Raw genomic sequence first — 20,672 nt, 5'->3', positions numbered from 1 at the left:
CAAGATAGCCCAGCCCGCGGGCGCGCGACGCCGTCAGCGCCGAGCGCCCCTCGCCTTGGGCGGGCGCCACGCGCGCAGGCTCTCCGCGAGCGGCTCGAGCACCGCGCGCACGCGCGGAATGGCCCTGGCGCTGCGCGGGCAGAGCAGCACGAGCGGGCGTCGCGCGGGCGGCAGGTCCACCTTCAGCTCCACGAGCGGCGGGTGCCTCCGGAAGTGCGGGTGCTCGCGCGCGAGCATCATCGCGCCGAGCCCCAGCTCACACGCGCGGATCTGAACGAGGTAGTCGTCGGACGCGAACGACGGGCGCCACCCCGGGATCAGGCGGCCGAGCGCGCTGTTCGGCGAGAGGTCGTCGAGCGGCGGCGCCCAGCCGATCCACGCGAGCTCCGCGGGATCGGCCTTGCCCGCCGCCCGCGCCGCGTACTGCTCCGACGCGAAGGCGCGCAGCTCGATGTCGACCGAGGCGACGCTGTCCTCGCCGGCCGGGACGCCCAGCCGCAGCGCCAGATCCGCCTCCCGCCTCGTCAGGTCGAGCGGGCGCACCGTGGACACGACGTGCAGCTCGATCGCCGGCGCGCGCCGCGCGAAGGCCGCCGCGAACGGGACGAGAAAGCCGTGCGCGATGCCGGGGGGCGCCGTCACCCGGACCACGCCCGTGGGCGCGTGCCGCCGCTCTGCCGCGCGGGTCAGCTCGGCGGCCCAGTCGGCCATCCGCTGCGCGGGCTCGACGAGGCCGGCCCCGTACGCCGTCAGCGCCGTGCCGGCCACGCCGCGGTCGAAGAGGGGCTCGCCGAGGAGCGCCTCCAGCTCTGCCAGCCGCCGGCTCACCGTGGGCTGGGTCATCTGCAGCTTGCGCGCGGCGGCGCTCAGGCTGCCTGCCTCCGCCACCGCGAGGAACAGCCGCGCGTCGTCCCACGAGATATCCATCTGCGTATGACTACATGCGACTTTCGCCAGTTACCCATTCATTTTTCGGGGAACACACTGGCGGCATGTCCAGGCACACCTTCCGCTTCGTATCCCGCGCTCTCCTCGCCTCCGCGCTCCTGCTCGGCGCGTGCGCCGAGCCGCTCCCGCCGCCGAAGGACCCGCCCGCGTCGACGCACGGCGCGACGAGGGCCACGCTCGGCACGCCGATCCGGCTGCAGGTGATGGAGGCGCTCCTCGACGAGGCGGGCCCCATCACCGTCGAGACCGTCGTCAGCGCGCGGTGGGAGACCAGCCGCGCCGGGCTCATCAACTTGGCCCACGAGCGCGCCGCCGGCCTGACCGACGGCCTCGAGCCTGTCGACATCACCTTTCACGCGCTCGCGCACCCGGCGCGGGGCCTGTACCTCATCGACACCGGCGCGTCGCAGGCGCTCGCGGCGAGCGACCATCCCCTCCGCACCGGCCCCGTCGGACAGGCGCTCAACTTCGGCGCCTTGCGGGTGGAGGCCAGCCTCGGCGCCTTTCGCGGCGAGCGGGCGCTGGCCGGCGTGCTCCTCACGCACCTGCACATCGACCACGTGCTCGGCCTGCCCGACGTCGCGCGCGACGTCCCGATCTTCGTCGGCCCCGGGGAGTCCACGTTCGAGAGCCCGTTCCATGCGCTCACCCAGTCCACCGTGGACCAGCTCCTCGAGGGCCGCGCGCCCCTCGAGGAGTGGGCCTTCGGCGGCGAGGGCGTGATCGACGTGCTCGGCGACGCCTCGCTCTTCGCGCTCTCGGCGCCGGGGCACACGCCGGGCTCGGTCGCCTATGTCGCGCGGACGCCCGAGGGCCCGGTGCTCTTCACAGGCGATGTGTGCCACACGGCCTGGGGCTGGCGGAACGACGTCGAGCCCGGGAACTTCTCGTCCGACCCCGCCGGGAGCGCCGAGAGCCTCGCCTTCCTCCGCGCCCTCGCCGCCCGCCACCCGTCGATGCAGGTGCGCCTCGGGCACCAGTCGCTGTGAGCGCCGGGCCTTCCCGGCAGGCGCTCATCCGTCGGAGGTGAGCTCCTTCTGGAGGTGCCGCTCCAGCCGCTCCAGCACCTGGCGCGCCACGCGCCGGAGCCGCCGGGGGTAGACGACGACGAGGGGCGGGCTCGGCAGCGGGAGCCTGGGCAGGAGCCGGATCAAGCGCCCCTCCTGGACCCGGCGCGCGACGAGCCAGCGCGGGAGCACGCTCACGCCGAGCCCTGCCTCCACGGCCCTGAGGTTCGTCTCGATGTCGTCGGTCGTGAGCCTGACGGTGAGCCCCAGCTTCTCGAGCTCGCGCACCCCGCCGCTCGCCACGACCCGCACCGCGGCGAGCTCCGACATGGATGTCGGCGCCGGCTTGCACGCGAACAGGCCGGCGCTGCCGACGAGCCACTGGGGCGAGGTCCCCAGCGTTCGCTCGATGAACGACGGCTCGCTGCGGACGCCGACGCGAAGCGCGAAATCGAACGCGCCTGCCACGAGGTCGACCCGCTGATCGGTGAGCGCGGCGTCGACGACGAGCCCCGGCGATTCATGCATGATCCGCACGAGCTCCGGCAAGAGGAGGCGGCGGCCGAGCGCCCCGGGCGCCGAGAGCTTCACGCGGCCCGCGAGGTCCCCGAAGCCGGAGGCGGCGCGGAGCTCCGCGTCCTCGAGCGCGCGCACGTGCTCCTCGATCTGCTCGTAGTACGCGCGCCCCTCCAGGGTGAGCGCGACGCGCCGGGTGGTGCGCTCGAACAGCCGGAGGCCCAGCCGCGACTCCAGATCGGCGATCCCGCGGCTCGCGGCCGATTGCGTCATGGAGAGCTCGCGCGCCGCCCGCGAGAAGCTGCCGCTGTCCGCCACCTTGCAGAACACGCGCAGCGCGAGGAACCGATCCATGGCTCAATTTATTCTGAATTGAACTAACTGTAAGCCGTATTCTATCGCTACCGGCATGAGCGGGCGCTGGCCATCCTGCCTGCATGCTCGTACGCCACACGTTCGATGGACCGAGGCGGGGCCGTCTGCTCCGCCTCCTCGCGTTCTTGAGCGCGCTGCTGCCGCCTCTGGGCGCCCGCGCGACCGAGGCCACGGAGGCATCCCCGCCGCCGGAGGTCGCGCCCCGCGGCGCCGATTCCGCGGGTCCGGTGCCCGCGGAGGCTCGCCTCGTCCTTGGATCACGCCTCGTGGGCAGGGACACGGGCGGCGGCCTGGAGCTCGACGGCCGCGTGCGCCTCGCGGGTGGGACGCAGCTCGGAGCCGCTGCCTCCTTCTGGGCCCTCGAGCGAGCGTACATGGGGGGGCGAACGGTGAAAGGCGCGAGCGGCGCCTCGGGCGCTGCGGTCTTCCTGATGCCGCTCGTGACGCACGGCCCGCTCGAGCTCGATCTGCGCCTCAAGACGGGGTTCCTGGCGCTCCGGGATGTCGGAGGCGGCAACGGGGGAGGCGGCGACGCACCCGCGTCGGCGCTCCGGCACGTCGACGAGCTATCGATGGTCGCGCACGTCGCGCTCGGCGAGGCGTGGCTGCTCCGCGCCGGGGCCACCGTCGGCTTCGAGCTGGAGCTCGACCCGACCACGGAGCTGGCCGACCTGGCGCAGGTCCTGACGGCGGGCGCCGGCTACGCCGTGTCCGAGCACGTTCTCCTCACCCTCGACGCCAGCGCGGGAGGCAGCTTTGGATTCAACGGCGACAACGGCAAGTTCCTGCTCGAGGGCTCCTTCGGAGCGCGCTTCGCTTTCGGACAAGGAGGCTCCCGTGTCGCTCACTGACCGCCGCGGCCACCGCCTTCACCGCATGACGCTCGCGTCGAGCGCGTGCCTCGCGCTCCTGCTCGGGGCCGCGCGGGCCGACGCGCAGGCTCCGGACGCCGGGTCCGGGGCCGTCGAGCGCGCCGGCGCGGGCGCCTTCGATGCCGGGCCGCCCGGGGCCGCGGACGCGCTGGGCGCGCGCCGGCCCGCGCCGGACGTCCCGGTGGGCGGCTTCGTCGACCTCGAGTGGCGCGTGATGGGCCTGGGAGGACACGTGTCGCACGGGCCGGCGTTCGCCGCCGGCGTGACCTTCGCCAACGGCCTGGTGCGCCTCGGCCTGGGTGGGCTCGGGCGGCCGGGGCCCATGAATCCTGCCACCTTCGACGTCGCGCTGCCCGGAGGGCAGACCTACAAGGGGCAACACACGCTCGAGCTCAAGTCCGACGGATCCATGCTGGGCGCGCACGTCGGGCTCTCGTTCCGGCTGCCCTTCGCGGAGGCGCTGGCGGTCCAGATCCCGATCACGGTCGGCTACGGCGGGTTCGGCTTCTACTTGCAGGGGAACGATCGCAAGACGCCCGACGGACGCCGCGTGAGCGCGTGGGAGGACGAGCTCTTCGCGGGTAAGGACTCCTCCCTCGGCGTGGTCGTCGATACGGGGCTGCGCCTCGGGTACCAGCCGGACGATGCGCGGTGGTTCAGGCCCTACGTGGGCGCGAGCTTCACGGCGGTCCCCGGCTTCGACACGTTGGTGCGAGACGATTACCTCGGGTTCAGCGGAGTCCTCGGCGTGGAGATCGGCCACGGCATCTGAGCAGGCGCCTTCGCCGGTGTCTTCGGCCGGTCAACGCGGCCCCGACGCGCGAGCGCGCTCAATGAACGCGCTTCTCGGGTATTCCGTTGGAAGCCGACCCTACTCCCATCTTCTATGCGACAGTCCGGCTCGCCAGGCTCCTTCGGGAGCTCAGGAGCTCCGCACCGGCTCCGCGAGCCAGCGAACCAGCGCCTCGCTCTCGAGATCGAGCAAGGCATCTTCGACCTCGCCCGGACCGATCGCGCGGGCTCGCTCGATGATCGAGCGCTCTTCTTCCGCCGTGGGTCGTCGGCCGATCCGCCGCGCGAAGAGGCGACCGAGCAGCTCCGCGATCGCCTTCTCCTCTCCACGCTGCTCGCCCCTTCGCTCGCCTCGCTGCTCTCCTCGCTCCTCCCCGCGTTGCTCCCCTCGTTGCTCCCCTCGTTGCTCGGCCTCGAGGATCAGCTCCCCGATGATCGGTGTGCGCCGGAGCAGCCCCTCTTCCTTGTCCTCCACCATGTCGACGAGCTCCTTCATCAGATTATGCCCCCAGGGATCGATGGCGGCCATCACCAGCAGCGCCGTGTACAGCTCGGCCCGCTCCGCGGCCGTCGCCGCCCCCGCGTGGATCTCCGCGACGACATCCCGCAGCGCCGCCGCGGTCGCGTCCCGCGCCAGCGGGGCGAACACCAGCCAGAGCACGCTGCCACGCGCCCGGAGCTCCGCCACCGTGCGCTGGTAGACGGCATCGATCCGGAAGTGCGCGCCGCTGAACGGCCGCCCCGGCCAGGCGGTAGAGCGCTCGCCCGTCGCAGGCAGGCGCCGCCTTCTCCCCGAGAGGACCACGACGACGCTCTCGATCGGCGGCACCGGCTCGCCGGGGGCGTCGAGGCGGAGCGCGGTGAAGAGGAAGCCGAGGTATTCGAAGACGCGATCCGGTACGTCGTCACGGAGCGCGAAGCAGAACTCGACATGCAGCACCCGTGGCTCGCCGTCGATCCGCAGGCGCAGGGCCTTGTCGACGCGGCGCTCGATGGTCGTGACCTGGCTGTCGACCCAGCCCAGGACCTCGGTGCGACGGCCCTCCGGGACGAAGGCGCGCGCCAGGTCCCCGGGTCGCCTCCGGGCGAGGTGGCGCAAGGTGATATCGGCGTCTCCCATGCGTGGCGTCTCCGGCAGATCGCATGCCAGGGAGGAGGAGGCCGAAATCACGGGCTCCCCGCAGGAGATATGCGCGTCGGGCGGGTGGCGGCGCCATGGCGGGCTGCGCTCAGGGGTCGAACCGGTAGGTGGTCTCGACGGCGGATGCCCGCGCCGCGAACTCTCGACAGAAGCCGTTCAGCGCCGGATAGGGCTCGGTCGGCAGGACGCGCCGGAACTCCAGGTGCGTGACGAGGCAGAACAGCGCGACCTCCAGGTAGCTCAGATCCCGGTCCGACGGGAGCGCGGCGAGCGCGTGCCCCGCGTTGTCCTCCAGCCATGACATGGTGTTCATAAGGCTCTTTCGCTGCTTGGCATGGTGCGCGCCTCCATCGCCGGCCCCGGCGGCGCCGGCCATGATCAGCCCGACCTCCGTCGCCATCGCATGAACGACGAGCTCCTGGGCGTTCGCGAGGAGGGGTTGGTCGAGGTCCTCCGGCCATACCGTGCGTACCGTGCGCTTCGACTGCCGCGACAGCTCGCGGCAGATGTTGAGCGCGCCGAACCACACGCCGCGGGATGTCCGGAGAGCCGGCATCTTGAGCGCGGGGTTGCCCCCGTAGTCCGCCGCGTTGGACGACATGAGGTCCCGCACGACCTCGAGCGAATGGTCGACCCCCATCTCCACGGCGAAGATCCGCGTGACACGCGTGAAGTGCGAGCTGGAACGGCCGACGATGACGGGCTTGACGAGCTCTCCTAGAGCCTCTGACATGCTTGCTCCTCCGATCCAGGGACCATTCAGCGTCGATGAGGGTCCGACGCGTGGATCGCCTCGAGCTCCGAGCCGGCCCCGCCGTGCGGCTCCCACGCATCGTGGAGCGGTAGCATAGCTGGCGTCCGACCCGCGCCGTCAAGCATCCCACGGGGAGGCGAGTGCTCTGGCAGGTGGAGCAGCGGCAAGGCTGGCCGGGAGCCGTGCCTGTCCAGGCGATTGCCGCCTCACGCGAATTTTCGATGACCACCGCGCGCCGTGCGGGTAGGTTTGGTCACCTGGAGCCCAATTTCTCGTGTCTGCCAGCCGAGAAGTCGTGCTTCAGGGGTTGATGCAATCAGCCTCTTCACCTTTCAGAGCTGTGCGTTTTCCCGCGCTCGACAAGGAGACCAGGATGAAGGACCACGCGACGCACGATGAGCATGCGCACGATCACGGCCAGGCGTGCGGACACCAGGCGATACGTCACGGTGACCACGTCGACTACCTGCACGATGGCCACTTGCACCACCGGCATGACGACCATGTCGACGAGCACGTCCTCTCGGTGAACGAGGAGAACCCTGCGCAGTGCACCCCGAGCCACGCGTGCTCAGGGCACGACGTGAAGCACGCGCACGGAGACAACTGCGGGCACCCCGCTGTTCCTCACGGAGATCACGTGGACTTCCTCGTCGACGGCCACTTGCACCACCCGCACGGCGGGCACTGCGACCATCACGGCGACGTACAGCTGACGGCGTAGCGCCGCGGATTCAGGCCAGGGCGTCGAGCGTCACGACGACACGTGGCGACGTTCCGGGCGGCGACCGGTGCACCGCGCCGCGGTCCTGGTTGCCCGGCCACGCCTCTCCCTTCAGCAGCCCGACGTCGAACGGCTCCATCCGGCGGAGGCGCGCGCCGGCGCGCAGCACCCCCGAGACCTCGTCGGGGACACCGTTGGCGCGATGTCCGAGCCGGTCCCGCCGGACGTCGGCGTACTCTGCCCACTCCGTCCCAGGCCCGACATAGGTGGTCACCAGGCGGGCGGTCACCATGTCGGCGTGGAGACGAGGGCACATGGGCTTGTCGAGCCGCGCGAGCCGTAGGCCGACCCGCGGGCAGCCCGTGAGATCCGCGAAGAGCGATATCAGCCCGCGCACGTCCTCGAGGAAGGCTTCACGACCGGGCGAGGGGGGTGCTCCAGCAGCCAGCGCCGCGAGGTCGGGCGCGACCGGATCGACGCTCAGCGCCTCGGCGAGCGGCCGTGGCAGCAGCCATTCGCGCACGAAGCCGTCCACGTCGGGGTCGACGCCCCGCCGCAGCACGCAGACGCTCACCTCGGGCGCCGCGAGCTCGGCCAGGTCGACGAGCTCCGTCACGATGCGCGTCGAGCTGGCAGGCGGCGCGCGCGGCGATGCAAAATCCTCGTGTTCCTCAGCGGTCGTTGTCGTCATCACGTCTTGTCTGGCCTTCCGTGGTAGGCGCCGCGACATGAGCCACCATGCCGCGACGAAGCCTCGAGAGCCATGATGCCATGGATCACGGCGTTTATGCAACCAAGTTGCATCAACAGGCAACTCGATAGCGTGATGTCGCTGCCAGCAGCGGATGTGCTGGCATACGGTGGATGGATCGCTCGACGTGAGCTACCGCTGTGGAGACGACGACCTGAACTACTCGCCTCCTGACTGGGAACGCGTCATCTATCACGCGGATCGAGCCGGGGTCCGAGGAAGCCATTTCAGGCGGCAGGCCTCCAGACGGCAGCTAGCCGCTCTACGGAACGCGCATCCTCGCAGCGCCCTCGCCGGCCTCCGGCCCATCCGGAGGCGGCAGCGCGACCGTCTGCGCCTCGATCCGGGGAAGCTCGCGCCGCAAACGCGCGCGCTGGAAATCAGCGTCGAACGGACCCTTGAACCACAGCACCAGCATGTAAATCCCTCCGAACGACTCGGCGAGGTACGAGTCCTCGGGAGGAGCGGCGGGGCGAGCCACGCGGAGCCGGCCGCCCCGCCGCAAGGGTGGACCCGACCGGGCGGCCATCTCCCGCTCGGCAAAGCGCGCGGCGAGCGGGAGCACCGTGGGCGCGACCGGCCAGGCACACCAGATGTTGTTCGATTCATCGATCACGGCCGCGGCGGCGGCGCCGGCGCGGGCCACCAGATCGCTCAAGGTGTCTCGCAGCGCCTTCCACTCGGGGATGTCGTCGCTGAGGGGCATGCATCCCAGTGTAGGCCCTTCGCGAGGGCAGGCAGCCTCATCCTTCGGCGCTCCAGCCCGGCCAGGCCAGGCCAGGCCAGGCGAGCTACGACCCCGCGGCGACGCCCCTGTCACGCTCTCGCCCGCTGGGCCGATGGTCCAGGCATGAGAGCCGCCGCTCCGACCGCCCTCGCCCTCCTCGCCCTCGCCTGCACCCCCTCCCCGCGCGACCCGGCCCCGGCGCCGCCACCCAGCCCTCGTGCCGCGGCGGAGGCGCCGCCGCCGCCCATCTGCGCCCGGCGTGCGGCGGGCCCCGCGCCCGCGCCCCTCGACGCGACCCACGCCGGCTCCGGCGTCGCCCTCGCGGAGATCGGCGGGCGCACCCTCGCCTTCGTCGCCGACGAGGACGACGCCGCCCTCCACACCGTCGACATCGACGCCCGCGCCGCGCTCGCGCGCACGCCGCTCGCGGGCCGGCCCGCCCAGGTGATCGTGCTGGGCGACGGCCGCGTCGTGGCCTCGCTGCGCGACCGCGCCCTTCTCGAGGTGCTGGAGCCGGTGGGCCCTGCCGCCCCGCTCGAGCGAAGGTGCCTGGTGCCCGTGGCGAGCGAGCCCGTGGGCCTCGCGATGACGCCGGACCGCGTCACGCTGCTCGTCGCGAGCCGCTGGGGCCACGCGCTCACCAGCCTCGCGACCGCCGACCTCCGGCGCACCGGCGAGCTCCCGCTCGCCCGCGATCCCAGCGCGGTCGTCGCGTCGAGCGACGGACGGCGCGCGTTCGTCTCCCACGCGGTCGGCGGCCGCATCAGCGTCGTGACGCTCGGCGAAGGCGGAGCGCCGACCGGCGCGCGGGAGCTGTCGACCGACGGGGTGGAGCGGCGCGCCCCGAGATCGACGTCGAAGCTCGCCAAGCCTTTCCCCCGCAGCTCGAGCGGGCCATCGCGGAAAGTGTCCTTCGATCTGGAAGACGGCACGCCGTTCCAGATGCGCCGCCCGACGGTAAGCGTGGATCGCCGCGGCTCCCAGGGCTTCGCGCTGGCGCGCGCCGCGAGCGGCGCGGTCTTCGCGCCCATCGCGCTCGTCGATCCGGGGCCCACGACGGGCGCCGGTGGTTATGGCAGCGCGCTCGTCCACACCGTGATCGAGCACATCGCGGTCGTCGACGCGATGGGCGAACGCGCGGACGTCCCGCCGGTCTCGGCCCACCTCGGGCTCCGCGGCTGCCGGCTCCCGCGCGCTGCAGCGATCGAGCCCGGGGACGAGGTGCTGCTCGTCGCGTGCCTCGGCCACGACGAGGTGATCGCCTACGACGCCCGCGCCCAGATCCCCGGCAAGCCGCAGCGGACCGGATCGGTGCGGGATCGCGAGCTCTTCCGCGCCCGCGTGGGCGCCGGGCCCACCGCCATCGCGGTCGACGGCGCGCGCCGGCGCGCCGTGGTCTTCTCCCGGTTCGACGGCGCGCTGACGATCCTGCCCGCCGCGCGCGACCCGGGGCCGACGGCGATCGGCGCCGCCGGCAAGGAGCTCGCGGGCGAGCTGCCGGTCATCGCCCTGCCCCGCGCGTCGCGCCTCGACGAGCAGCGCGCGGAGGGCCAGCGGCTGTTCCACGCGGCCGGCGGCCGTCGCGTCGCGTTCGACGGCCGCGCCTGCGCCAGCTGCCACCCCGACGGCCGCGACGACGCGCTCACCTGGTCGACGCCGGAGGGCCCGCGCCAGACGCCGATGCTCATGGGGCGGCTCGACGGCACCGCGCCGTACGGCTGGGAGGGCGGCAAGAAGGACCTGGAGAGCCACTTCGCCCGCACCATGTCCCGGCTCGCGGGCACCGGCCTGAGCGCGAAGGAGCGCGACGCCATCTTCGCGTACCTCCGCGGCATGGAGCCGCCGGCCGAGGCGGCGGTCCGCACGGCCGAGGAGCGCGCCGCGCTCGTGGCGGCGCCGGCCGGCGCCGCAGAAGCGGCAGCCGCAGAGCCGGCGGCCGGCGCCCGCGCGGCCCTCGCCGCGCGCGGCGAGGAGCTCTTCCACGCCCGCGAGGCGGGCTGCTCGAGCTGCCATGTCGGCGACGAGCTGACCACCGACGGCGCGCGGCACGACGTGCGGAGCGCGACGCGCTTCGAGACGGAGCGCTCCTTCGAGACGCCCTCGCTGCGCTTCGTCGGCCGGTCCGCGCCGTACTACCACGACGGCCGGTACCCGACGCTGCTCGCGCTGGTCGAGGGGGTGGACGGTTCCATGGGCCACACGGCCCACCTGTCGGCCGGGGATCGGCGCGCCCTGGTCGCTTACCTGGAGTCGCTCTGAGGGAGGCGCGGCCGGCCTGAACCGCGTCGTCCCGGGCGGGGCGACGCTCGACGGACACGCCCGATCCCCACGCCTCTCGCGGGAGCTCACGAGTGGCGGATCGGCTCCGCGAGCCAGCGAACCAGCGCCTCACCCTCGAGATCGAGCAAGGCATCCGTGACCTCACCCGGGCCGTTCGCGCGGGCTCGCTCGAGGATCAAATGCGCTTCGTCAGCCGTCGGCCGCCGCCCGATCCGCCGCGCGAAGAGGCGGCCGAGCAGCTCTGCGATCGCCTCCTGTGCTCGTTCTTCGCCACGAAGCTCGCCTCGTCGCTCGGCCTCGATGATCATCTCTCCGATGATCGGCGTGCGCCGGAGCAGCCCCTCTTCCTTGTCCTCCACCATGTCGATGAGCTCCTTCCGCAGATTATGCCCCCAGGGATCGATGGCGGCCATCACCAGGAGCGCCGTGTACAGCTCGGCCCGCTCCGCCGCAGCCTTTGCCTCCGCGTGGATCTCCGCGACGACCTCCCGCAGCGCCGCCGCGGTCGCGTCTCGCGCCAGCGGGGCGAACACCAGCCAGAGCACGCTGCCGCGCGCCCGGAGCTCCGCGACCGTGCGCTGGTAGACGGCGTCCACGCGGAAGTGCGTCCCGCTGAACGGCCGACCTGGCCATGCGGTGCAGCGTTGGCCCGTTGCACGTAAGCGTCGCTTTCTGCCCGAGAGGACAACAACGACGCTCTCGATCGGCGGCACAGGCTCACCAGGGGCTTCGAGGCGGAGCGCGGCGAAGAGGAAGCCGAGGTATTCGAGGACGCGATCCGGTATGTCGTCACGGAGCGCGAAGCAGAACTCGACATGCAGCACCCGCGGCTCGCCGTCGACCTGCAGGCGCAGCGCCTTGTCGAGGCGGCGCTCGATGTTCGTGACCTGGCTGTCCACCCAGCCGACGACCTCGGTGCGATGGCCCTCCGGGACGAAGGCGCGCGCCAGGTCCCCGGGGCGCCTGCGGGCGAGGTGGCGCAAGGTGATGTCCACGTCTCCCATGCATGGCGCCCACGGCAGATCGCGTGCCAGCGAGGAGAAGGCCGAGATTACGGGATACCCGCGTGCGTCATGCACATCGGGCGGGTGGCGGCGCCATGGCGGGCCGCGCTCGGGGGTCGAAGGTGGCCGCGCGACCGGCGCCCAGCGCGGGCCGCGCGGCCCCCCTCAGGCCGAGAACCCGCCGTCGATGGTGATCGTCGCTCCGGTGATGAAGCGCCCGCCTTCGCCGGCTAGATGAGCGACCGTGGAGGCGATGTCGTCGGTGTTGCCGTAGTGACCGAGCGCGAGCATGCTCCGCTGCCCATCCGCTCCGGCGCCGTTGGCCGGGTTCATGTCCGTGTCGATCGGGCCAGGCTGGATGAGGTTGGCGGTGATGCCGCGCGGCCCGAGATCGCGGGCGAGGCCCTTCGTGAGGCCGACCAGCGCGGTCTTGCTCATGGAGTACAGCGTGATTCCCGGCCCCGGCACCCGGTCGGCGAGGCAGCTGCCGATGCTGACGATGCGCCCGCCAGCGCCCATGTGCCGCGCCGCGGCCTGCGAGGCGAGGAAGACGCCCCGCACATGGATCCCCAGCGTCTTGTCCAGGTCCGCGAGCGTCACGGCCTCGAGCGGCGCCATGATGGCGACACCGGCGTTGTTGACGAGGATGTCCAGCCTGCCGAACTCGGCCACCGTCCGCTCGACCGCGGCGACGATCGCAGCCGGATCCGCTGTGTCCGCCGCGATCGCCATCCCCCGCCGACCCGCCGCCTCGACGTCGGCGATCACCGACCGCCCCTTGTCCGCGGCGCTCACGTACGTCAGCGCCACATCCGCCCCGCCCCGCGCCAGCCGCTTGACGATCGCCGCGCCAATCCCGCGGCTGCCCCCGGTCACCAGCGCCACCTTGCCTGCAAACTCCGCCATCGCTACCTCTTTTCTGTACAGATCGATACAGAATATATACGTTGTCCCGTGACCGGTGGTCAATCGGTTTTTTTATCGATCGTCACAGAAACACAGAAAGGTCTCGCTGATGGTCGGACGAGGTCGCCCTCGCAGCTTCGATCGGGACGCCGCCTTGCGACGGGCGATGGAGGTGTTCTGGGAGCGGGGCTACGAGGGCACCTCGCTCAGCGATCTCACGGCCGCGATGGGCATCAACTCGCCGAGCCTCTACGCCGCGTTCGGCTGCAAGGAGGCGCTGTTTCGCGAGGCCGTGGCGCTCTACAGCGAGGTCGAGGGCGCGGCGACGAACCGGGCCATGCGCGACGAGCCGACGGCGCGCGGGGCGGTCGAGGCGATGCTGCGCGGCAACGTGGAGGGGTACGCGACGCCGGGCAAGCCGAGTGGCTGCATGATCGTGCTCGCCGCGACGCTCGGCACGCCGGAGAACGAGCGCGTGCGCGCCTACCTCGCCGGGTGCCGGCGGGCGGCGCTCGACGCGCTCCGGCGCCGGCTGGATCGCGGCGTCGCCGAGGGCGACGTGCCGGCGGGCACCGACACGGCGGCGCTCGCCGCCTTCTACACCACCGTGCTCCAGGGCCTCTCCCTCCAGGCCCGCGACGGCGCCTCGCGCGAGGCGCTCCGGGCGATCGTCGACTGCGCGATGGCCGCCTGGGAGACGCTGGCGAGGCCGCGCGCCGCGGTCTGAGCGCGCGCGGCGCGCGAGGCGAGCCCGCGCTCTACGTGGCTTCGTTCATGGGCCGCATGACGATCTGCACGATGCGCGAGCGGTCCCGCGGCAGCGCGGCGAGCACCACGGCCTCGGCCACGTCCTCCGGCGTGGAGAAGCCCTGTATGCGGTCCGAGCCGGCGGTGCGCCCGTCGCCGAGGGCGAAGTGCGTCTCGACGCCGCCCGGACAGACGGCGCTCACCTTGATGTTCTCCTGCCAGAACTCGCGATCGAGCGCCTGGGTCAGGCCCATCTGCGCGAACTTGGAGGCGCAGTAGATGGCCTCGCTCGGATAGCCCTGCAGGCCGGCGACGCTGGCGACGTTGATGATGTGGCCGCCGCCCTGGCGGCGCATGTGGGGGATCACCTCGCGGCAGAACAGCCATGTCCCCTTCACGTTCGTCGCCATGATGCGGTCGTAGTCGTCCTCGGACCACTCGAGGAAGGGCCGGTATCCGCCGATGCCCGCGTTGTTGACGAGGATGTCGACCCTCCCGAGCTCGCGGACCGCCCGCTCCACGCACGCGGCGACGGACGCGGCGCGGGTGACGTCGGCCTCGATCATCAGCCCGCGGCCGCCCGCCTCGCGGATCTCCCGCTCGAGCGCCGCCAGATCGGCCGCGTTGCGCGCCACGCCGACCACGACGGCCCCCTCCCGGCTCAGCGCGAGCGCGCTGGCCTTGCCGATTCCCCTGCTCGCCCCGGTGATGAGCGCGATCTTGTCCTTCAGCCGCACGGTGTCCCCCTCTCTCTCCGCCGCGCGCAGAGGAACGGAGCGCCGCCCCCCGCGCCGGCGGGAGGCACGCTATCACGGGCGCGGCTCGCCGGCGCGGAGCCGATACCCGACCTCAGCCGGAGCGCCGGCCTCGAGCCAGGCCAGGGCGCGGCCGCCCTCGCTCCCCGGGTTGACCCACACGATCGTCCGGAGCGCACGGACACGCCGCGACGCGCCGGCGAACAGGCCCCGCGCCGCGTCGTCCAGGGAGGGGCGGCCTTGGGCCTACCCCTGAACGACTGGTCTACCCCATCCACCAGCATTCAATTGCAATACATTTGCAATTGACTTTCATATACACAAATAGCATAGGGTGCGCCGCCGGCGGCGGTGCCCCCGGCGGCCCAGCCATGCTCACGGCGAACAAGCTTTCGAAGTCCTACGGGGGCGCCCCCGCGCTCGACGCGCTCGATCTCGAGGTCCCGGCCGGAGAGGTGTTCTGCCTCCTCGGCCCCAACGGGGCGGGCAAGACCACCACGCTGAACCTCTTCCTCGGCTTCACGCGGCCCTCCTCCGGCGCCGCGTACGTGGGCTCCGCCCACGTGGAGGCCGATCCGATCGGGGCGCGGCGCAAGATCGCCTACGTCCCCGAGCAGGTGCGGCTCTATCCGCACCTCAGCGGCTGCGAGAACCTCGCGTATTTCCTCGGCCTGTCGGAGGCGCGCGCGCCCTCCTCCGCGGAGCTCTCGCGGCTGCTCACCGCAGCCGGGCTGCCCGAGGGCGCCGTGCACCGCCCGGCGAGCGGTTACTCCAAGGGCATGCGGCAGAAGGTCGTGCTCGCCCTCTCGCAGGCGAAGCGCGCCGGCGCCCTGCTGCTCGACGAGCCGACCTCCGGGCTGGATCCAGGCGCCGTCCGCGAGCTCTGCAGCGCGATCCGGCGCGAGAGCGACCGCGGCGCCGCCGTGCTGATGGTGACCCACGACCTCGGCGCCGTCGCGAGCATCGCGCGCCGGATCGGCGTCATGAAGGCCGGCCGGCTCGTCGAGGTCACGAGCGCCGCCGGCGTGTCCGAGGTCGAGGTCCTCGCGCTGTACCGCCGGCACTTCGACCCCCCGGGCGACGCGGCTCCCCCTCTCCCCTCGCGCAGCAGCGCGGCCGCCGCTCCCGCGCCCGAGGTCCTGTCATGACCCCCCGCGCGCGCACCTCCGGCCTCGCCACCGCCCTCGCCGCGCTCCTCTCGACCGCCGTCGCGGTCGGCCAGGAGATCCTCGTCATCGGCCAGCGGATCGGCCCCCTCGACAGCGCCGACGTCGTAACCTCGGTCGATATCCTCGGCGCCGAGGAGCTCCAGAAGCAGAGCGCGGCCGAGCCGCTCGAGCTGCTCCGGCGCGTGCCGGCGGTCACCGTCGAGTCGTTCAACCAGGGAGTCATCAACGCCGACGTGGGGCTCCGCGGCTTCAACACGCAGGGCGACGTCGCCCACACGAAGCTCCTCATCGACGGCATCCCCAGCAACCACCACGTCGGCCTCCCCGACATGAAGGCCGTCTTCCCGCTCGAGATCGAGCGGATGGAGGTCGTCAAGGGCACGAACGACCCGCGCTACGGCCTGAACAACGTCGCTGGCAACATCCATGTCATCACCCGCAAGACAGGCAACGAGCGCATCGCCCGGCTCCTCGCCGGGAGCTTCTGGACCGTCGAGCCCCAGGCGCTCGTCGCGACCGAGCACGGCGCGCTGAGCCAGACCTATTTCGCCGGCTACCGCGGCTCGGACAATTACCGCGATCACGCGAGGACGGACAAGGTCGCAGGCTCGGCCAAGTGGTTCTACGAGCCGTCCAGGGAGCTCCGGGTCGGGCTCATCCTGCGCGGTATGCTCCTCGACGCCGACGCCCCAGGCTACCTGTCCATCGAGGAGGCGCGCTCGCGCCCCACGGCGTCGCCGCCCCAGTCGGCGACAGACGGCGGCCGGCAGACGACCCTCCACGCGAGCGTCCACCTGGATCACGAGCTCACCCGGGGCCTCTCGTGGCAGCTGAAGGGCTACGGGCAGGCGTTCCTGAGGGACCGGTGGGTGAAGTTCGATCCCGACCTCGACCAGCAGCTGCGGATCGAGGACGATCGGCAGTACGGCGCGATCTCGGTGCTCACGTACCGCGCGCGCGACCCCCGGGCGCTCGACCTCACGGTCGAGTGGGGGGTCGACTACCAGCTTCAGGACAACCGGTACCAGCGCATCCCCACGGTCGCTCGCGAGCGGCGAGGCCCCGCGTTCCGCGACGAGGACTTCATGCTCCACGCCGCCGGCTCCTACGTGCAGGCGAGCGCGAGCCCGCTCAAGCAGATCAGGCTGGTCGCCGCGCTGCGGGCCGACCGCCTGGCGGGGGCGGGCAGCTTCCTGGAGCAGCCCGAGGGCGAGGCCGCCCGCAGGGTCGACTACGACCTCAACGACTACGGCTTCATCTGGCAGCCGAAGGCGAGCGTCATGGTCACGCCGGTGAAGGGGCAGAGCCTGTATGCCAACTACGGGCGCACGTTCCAGATCGGCACGGGCAAGGGCGCTTATGCCCTTCAGGGCACGCCGCTCGATCCGTCGATCAACGACGGCTGGGAGATCGGCTATCGGTCGAGCGTCTTCCCGTGGATGACGAGCCACCTGGCGTACTGGGAGCAGCGCGCGAGCGGCGAGGTGCGGGACAGGGGCGACGGCTCCGGCGACCTCGAGAACGTCGGGAAGACGATGCGCCGCGGCTTCGACGTCGAGCTCACGCTGCGGCCGAACGATTTCCTCTCGGTGTGGGGCGCGTTCAGCCGCACCTTCTCCGAGCAGGTCGAGCCCGGGCAGGCGCTCGCCGCGAACAAGGGCAAGGAGCTCAACCATGTCCCGAGCTTCAGCGCAAAGGGCGGGATCGACGTCCGCCCCGTGCGGGAGCTGCTCGTCTCGCTCTTCTGCTACGCGCAGGGCGATTACTACCTGAACAAGGAGAACTTCACCCCGGAGCAAGGCGCGCGGAAGGTCGGCGACTACGTCATCGCCAACGCGAGCGCGGCCTACGAGGTTGACGAGGCCATCTCGGTCGGCGTGGAGGTGAACAACCTGCTCGACGAGTCCTACGACACGTCCATCTGGTACAAGGACTTCGGCGCCGCAGGGGCCCAGCACAACCCGGGCAACGCGCGCTCGGCGTACGTGACTGGCACCTTGAGGTTCTGACGCCGCCGCGGTCCGACGAGCCCCTCAGGGAGTCAGCGCATGAGAGCCCTCTTCACAGCGGCGCGGCACGAGGCGATCCGCGCGCTGCGCAACCGCACCGTCCGCATCGCCGCCGCGCTCGTCGCGGCGCTCCTCGTCGCCGCCTTCCTGCTCGAGGCGGCGCGGCACACCCAGGAGGCCCGCCAGCGCGCGGCCTTCCAGGAGCTGGTCCATCGCCAGTGGGTCGATCAGCCCGATCGCCACCCGCACCGCGCCGCCCATTACGGCACCTTCGCCTTCCGCGCCCCGAGCCCGCTCGGCTTCTTCGATCCAGGCCTCGAGTCCTTCGCCGGCACGTCGATCTTCCTGGAGCCGCACCAGCGCAACGCGCTGAGCTTCAGCGAGGCCGGGCAGTCGAGCGAGCTCGCGCGCTTCGGGACCCCGAGCGCCGCCTTCGTCCTCCAGGTGCTGCTGCCGCTGCTCATCTTCTGCATGACGTTCGCGAGCGTCGCCGGAGAGCGCGAGTCGGGGACATGGCGCCTCGCCGTCTCCCAGGGCGTCGACGCGCGCGTCCTCGTCGCCGGGAAGGTGCTCGGCGCGCTGCTCGCCGTCGCGCTGTGGCTCGCGCCGCTCCTCGCGCTCGCGCTCGCGGGCGCCGTGCTCACGGGCGTGCTCGACGCGTCCCGGGACACGCTCGTCCGCGCCGCCGTGCTCGCGGGCGGCTACGCCGTCTATCTGACGGCCTGTACGGCGCTCGGCGTTCTCGTCTCGTCGCTCCACCGCCGCGCGCAGGGCGCGCTCCTGACGCTCCTCGGCCTGTGGGTCGCGCTCTGGATCGTCACGCCGCGGCTCGCCGCCCAGGCCGCGAGCCGCCTCCACCCCACGCCGTCGCGCGCCCAGGTCGAGCTCGACCTCGCGCGCGCGATCCGCGAGGTCGGAGACAGCCACGATCCGAACAACCCCCATTTCCAGGAGCTCCGGCGCCGCACCCTGGCCGAGCACGGCGCGTCGCGCGTCGAGGACCTCCCGGTCAACTACGGCGGCGTGGTGATGCGCGAGGGGGAGAAGGTCACGACGGCGGTGTTCAACGACTACTCCACGCGCCTGTTCGAGGCGCACCGCGCCCAGGACGCGCTCGCGCTCCGCGCCGGCCTGTTCACGCCGCTGCTCGCGATCCGGTCGTTCTCGATGGGGATCGCCGGCACCGACGCCCACCACCTCGTCGACTTCGAGGAGCAGGCCGAGGCGTACCGCTATGTCTTCATCCAGCACCTGAACCACCTGCACATCACGAAGATCCGCTGGCACAACGACAGAGCGCAGCGGGTCGATCGGGCGGAGTGGAGCGAGCTCGACCCCTTCCACCACAGGAGGCCTCCCGCCGCGTGGGCGCTGTCCCGCGTGGCGCCCGCCGGCCTCGCGGTGCTCGCGTGGGCGGCGGCGCTCTCGCTCGCCGTCGCGCTCTTCACCCGCCGCCAGGGAGAGGCGTCATGAGCTCCGTTCTCGCACGTCTTCTCGCAGGTTTTCCCTCGCGCGCGCGCCTGGAGCTCCGCCAGATGCTCCGCGCGCGGATGGTCCTCGTCGCCGCCGCGCTCCTGCTCGCCGCCGGCGTCGCCGCCATCGTCGACGGCGCGGCCCGCGTCGCCCACGAGCGCGAGGTCATCGCGGCGCTCGAGCCGGCGCTCAGGGAGGAGGAGAGCTACCTCCGCAAGACGCACGCGCCGGAGGACGATCTCGGCCTCGTCCTCTACTACCTCGCGATGCCGGTCGCGCACGCGCCGAACGAGTGGACGGCGCTCTCGACCGGGCTGCGCGACGTGCACCCGTACAGCCGGCACCTGCGCTTCATCGGCCTCGTGCCGCAGCTCTACAAGACCGACATCGCCAACCCGCTGAAGCAGCTCTCCGGCAGCTTCGATTACGGGTTCGTCCTCATCTTCCTCGTCCCGCTCTTCATCATCGGCGTGAGCTACGACGTCCGCTCACGCGACGAAGACCTCGGCACCGAGCCGCTCGTCTGCTCCCAGCCGACGCGCCTGTCCCGTGTGCTCGCCCTCCGGCTCGCGCTGCGCGCCGGGCTGGTCTCCGCCGTCGCGCTCGCGCTGCTCGCCTTCGCCGTCGCCTGGCTCGGCCTCCCGCTCGACGGGCGCGCCGGCGTCTTCGCGCTCGCGTCGCTCGCGTACATCGCGCTCTGGTTCGTCGTCGTGTTCGTCGTGGCCTCGCTGCGCCGCTCGTCCGCGTGGAACGCGATCTCGCTCGTGGGCGCCTGGATCGCCTGGTGCGTCCTGCTCCCCGCGCTCGTCAACCTCGCGATCATCACCGCCTCTCCCGCGCGCGGCGGCGTCGAGCTCACGCTCGCGCAGCGGCAGGAGATGAACGCCGGCTGGGACCGGCCGAAGCGCGCGACCCTCGACCCGTTCTTCGCGCGTCGGCCCGAGTGGGCCCAGACCCCTGTACCGGAAGACCGCTTCTCCTGGCCCTGGTATTACGCCATGCACGAGATGGGCGACGCGCACGTCGCCCGGCAGGTCGAGGACTACCACGCGGCGCTCGCGCGCCGCGAGCAGTGGACCGCGCGGGCCGCGCTCGTCCTGCCGCCGCTCGCGCTGGAGCTCGTGCTCGACCGGATGGCGGGCACGGACATGGCCACGGAGCTCGCCTTCAGGGACAGCGTGGCGGCCTACCACGAGCAGCTCAAGCAGTACTTCTATCCGCTCGTCTTCAACGACAAGGGCCTCGCCGCGTTCGACATCGACGACGTCCCGCGCCACCGCGAAGGCGCCGCCCCGCGGCCCTTGCACCTCTCCGGCCTCGCCGGCCTGCTCGGCGTCCTCGCGCTGCTCGGCGCCACGATCCCGCAGGCCGTCCGGCGCATCGACGCGGCGTCGTGGCTGGAAGAGGCGAGCGCCTCGCGCAAGGGATCTGCCCGGCCGACCGCCGGCCAGGAACCACCGAGCGGACCTTACACGCTGCTGAGCCGCGACGGGAAAGCACGGGAGACCTGAGCCACGGACGATCGAACGCGGCGGATCGAGGACATTCACGGGCTGGCGCTGGCCCCTCGCGAGATCGCCGCGCTCGCCGAGCCGATCCGACGATTCCAACGCTCGCTGCCGCCCACGCTCTCCGCCGAGGAGATCGAGCAGGTCAACCGGGACACCAAGGTCGTGGGGAGGCGATTACGTGTAACGCAGGCTAACGTTCGCGGTCCCGTCC

19 protein-coding genes are annotated in these 20,672 nt (G+C 72.2%); 10 read left to right on the top strand and 9 right to left on the bottom strand.

Going from position 1 to position 20,672, the window contains the following annotated elements:
• Nucleotides 1-33: 33 nt before the first annotated feature.
• Nucleotides 34-927, bottom strand: coding sequence for a LysR family transcriptional regulator (locus WME97_RS47265; RefSeq protein ID WP_437547667.1), 894 nt, complete (start codon nt 925-927; stop codon nt 34-36).
• A gap of 65 nt (nt 928-992) precedes the next feature.
• On the opposite strand from WME97_RS47265, the gene WME97_RS47260 reads away from it, so the two are divergent.
• Nucleotides 993-1,937: an MBL fold metallo-hydrolase gene (locus WME97_RS47260; RefSeq protein ID WP_437547666.1), complete on the top strand. Its 945-nt coding sequence runs from the start codon at nt 993-995 to the stop codon at nt 1,935-1,937.
• 24 nt (nt 1,938-1,961) lie between these two features.
• Here the strand turns inward: WME97_RS47260 and WME97_RS47255 are convergent, their stop codons facing one another.
• On the bottom strand, nt 1,962-2,825 hold the full coding sequence (locus tag WME97_RS47255) for a LysR family transcriptional regulator (RefSeq protein WP_437547665.1): 864 nt from the start codon (nt 2,823-2,825) through the stop codon (nt 1,962-1,964).
• A gap of 83 nt (nt 2,826-2,908) precedes the next feature.
• On the opposite strand from WME97_RS47255, the gene WME97_RS47250 reads away from it, so the two are divergent.
• Together WME97_RS47250 and WME97_RS47245 are read left to right on the top strand one after the other, a co-directional pair.
• A complete protein-coding gene (locus tag WME97_RS47250) occupies nt 2,909-3,697 on the top strand; it encodes a hypothetical protein (protein WP_437547664.1) in 789 nt (262 codons plus the stop codon).
• Entirely contained in the window at nt 3,684-4,490 is an 807-nt protein-coding gene (locus tag WME97_RS47245) for a hypothetical protein (protein WP_437547663.1), read from the top strand. The genes WME97_RS47250 and WME97_RS47245 overlap by 14 nt, the downstream gene beginning before the upstream one ends.
• 150 nt (nt 4,491-4,640) lie before the next feature.
• Here the strand turns inward: WME97_RS47245 and WME97_RS47240 are convergent, their stop codons facing one another.
• Nucleotides 4,641-5,630, bottom strand: a complete 990-nt coding sequence (locus tag WME97_RS47240; protein WP_437547662.1) for a hypothetical protein — start codon at nt 5,628-5,630, stop codon at nt 4,641-4,643.
• 109 nt (nt 5,631-5,739) lie between these two features.
• Nucleotides 5,740-6,384: a glutathione S-transferase N-terminal domain-containing protein gene (locus WME97_RS47235; protein WP_437547661.1), complete on the bottom strand. Its 645-nt coding sequence runs from the start codon at nt 6,382-6,384 to the stop codon at nt 5,740-5,742.
• A gap of 394 nt (nt 6,385-6,778) precedes the next feature.
• On the opposite strand from WME97_RS47235, the gene WME97_RS47230 reads away from it, so the two are divergent.
• A complete protein-coding gene (locus WME97_RS47230; RefSeq protein ID WP_437547660.1) occupies nt 6,779-7,129 on the top strand; it encodes a hypothetical protein in 351 nt (116 codons plus the stop codon).
• 10 nt (nt 7,130-7,139) lie between these two features.
• Here the strand turns inward: WME97_RS47230 and WME97_RS47225 are convergent, their stop codons facing one another.
• Entirely contained in the window at nt 7,140-7,820 is a 681-nt protein-coding gene (locus tag WME97_RS47225) for a DUF1826 domain-containing protein (RefSeq protein ID WP_437547659.1), read from the bottom strand.
• 322 nt (nt 7,821-8,142) lie between these two features.
• Nucleotides 8,143-8,586 carry a hypothetical protein gene (locus tag WME97_RS47220; RefSeq protein WP_437547658.1) on the bottom strand — a complete coding sequence of 148 codons (444 nt, stop codon included), beginning with the start codon at nt 8,584-8,586 and terminating at the stop codon, nt 8,143-8,145.
• Between the two features lie 144 nt (nt 8,587-8,730).
• On the opposite strand from WME97_RS47220, the gene WME97_RS47215 reads away from it, so the two are divergent.
• The gene (locus WME97_RS47215; RefSeq protein WP_437547657.1) at nt 8,731-10,866 is read left to right on the top strand and encodes a cytochrome C peroxidase; all 2,136 of its coding nucleotides are present in this window, start codon (nt 8,731-8,733) and stop codon (nt 10,864-10,866) included.
• Nucleotides 10,867-10,952: 86 nt separating this feature from the next.
• On the opposite strand, the gene WME97_RS47210 is transcribed toward WME97_RS47215, so the two are convergent.
• Nucleotides 10,953-11,891, bottom strand: coding sequence for a hypothetical protein (locus WME97_RS47210; protein WP_437547656.1), 939 nt, complete (start codon nt 11,889-11,891; stop codon nt 10,953-10,955).
• Between the two features lie 165 nt (nt 11,892-12,056).
• On the bottom strand, nt 12,057-12,797 hold the full coding sequence (locus WME97_RS47205; RefSeq protein WP_437547655.1) for a 3-oxoacyl-ACP reductase family protein: 741 nt from the start codon (nt 12,795-12,797) through the stop codon (nt 12,057-12,059).
• 109 nt (nt 12,798-12,906) lie between these two features.
• Here WME97_RS47205 and WME97_RS47200 point away from each other — a divergent pair, with 109 nt between their 5' ends.
• Complete coding sequence (locus tag WME97_RS47200; RefSeq protein ID WP_437547654.1) at nt 12,907-13,524, top strand: TetR/AcrR family transcriptional regulator; 618 nt, start codon at nt 12,907-12,909, stop codon at nt 13,522-13,524.
• 31 nt (nt 13,525-13,555) lie between these two features.
• On the opposite strand, the gene WME97_RS47195 is transcribed toward WME97_RS47200, so the two are convergent.
• Nucleotides 13,556-14,281, bottom strand: coding sequence for an SDR family oxidoreductase (locus WME97_RS47195; protein WP_437547653.1), 726 nt, complete (start codon nt 14,279-14,281; stop codon nt 13,556-13,558).
• Nucleotides 14,282-14,670: 389 nt separating this feature from the next.
• On the opposite strand from WME97_RS47195, the gene WME97_RS47190 reads away from it, so the two are divergent.
• The 4 genes from WME97_RS47190 to WME97_RS47175 are packed head-to-tail and all read left to right on the top strand — an operon-like array spanning nt 14,671 to nt 20,461.
• Nucleotides 14,671-15,447 carry an ABC transporter ATP-binding protein gene (locus tag WME97_RS47190; protein WP_437547652.1) on the top strand — a complete coding sequence of 259 codons (777 nt, stop codon included), beginning with the start codon at nt 14,671-14,673 and terminating at the stop codon, nt 15,445-15,447.
• Nucleotides 15,444-17,477, top strand: a complete 2,034-nt coding sequence (locus WME97_RS47185; RefSeq protein ID WP_437547651.1) for a TonB-dependent receptor — start codon at nt 15,444-15,446, stop codon at nt 17,475-17,477. The genes WME97_RS47190 and WME97_RS47185 overlap by 4 nt, the downstream gene beginning before the upstream one ends.
• 39 nt (nt 17,478-17,516) lie before the next feature.
• Entirely contained in the window at nt 17,517-18,950 is a 1,434-nt protein-coding gene (locus WME97_RS47180; protein ID WP_437547650.1) for a DUF3526 domain-containing protein, read from the top strand.
• Nucleotides 18,947-20,461 (top strand): DUF3526 domain-containing protein, encoded by a 1,515-nt coding sequence (locus WME97_RS47175; RefSeq protein WP_437547649.1) that lies wholly within the window; start codon nt 18,947-18,949, stop codon nt 20,459-20,461. Before WME97_RS47180 ends, WME97_RS47175 begins: the two co-directional genes overlap by 4 nt.
• Nucleotides 20,462-20,672: the final 211 nt, after the last annotated feature.

The organism is Sorangium sp. So ce367, assembly GCF_051520455.1.
GTDB lineage: Bacteria > Myxococcota_A > Polyangia > Polyangiales > Polyangiaceae > Sorangium > Sorangium cellulosum_B.
This window is presented reverse-complemented; position numbering and strand designations above follow the sequence as displayed.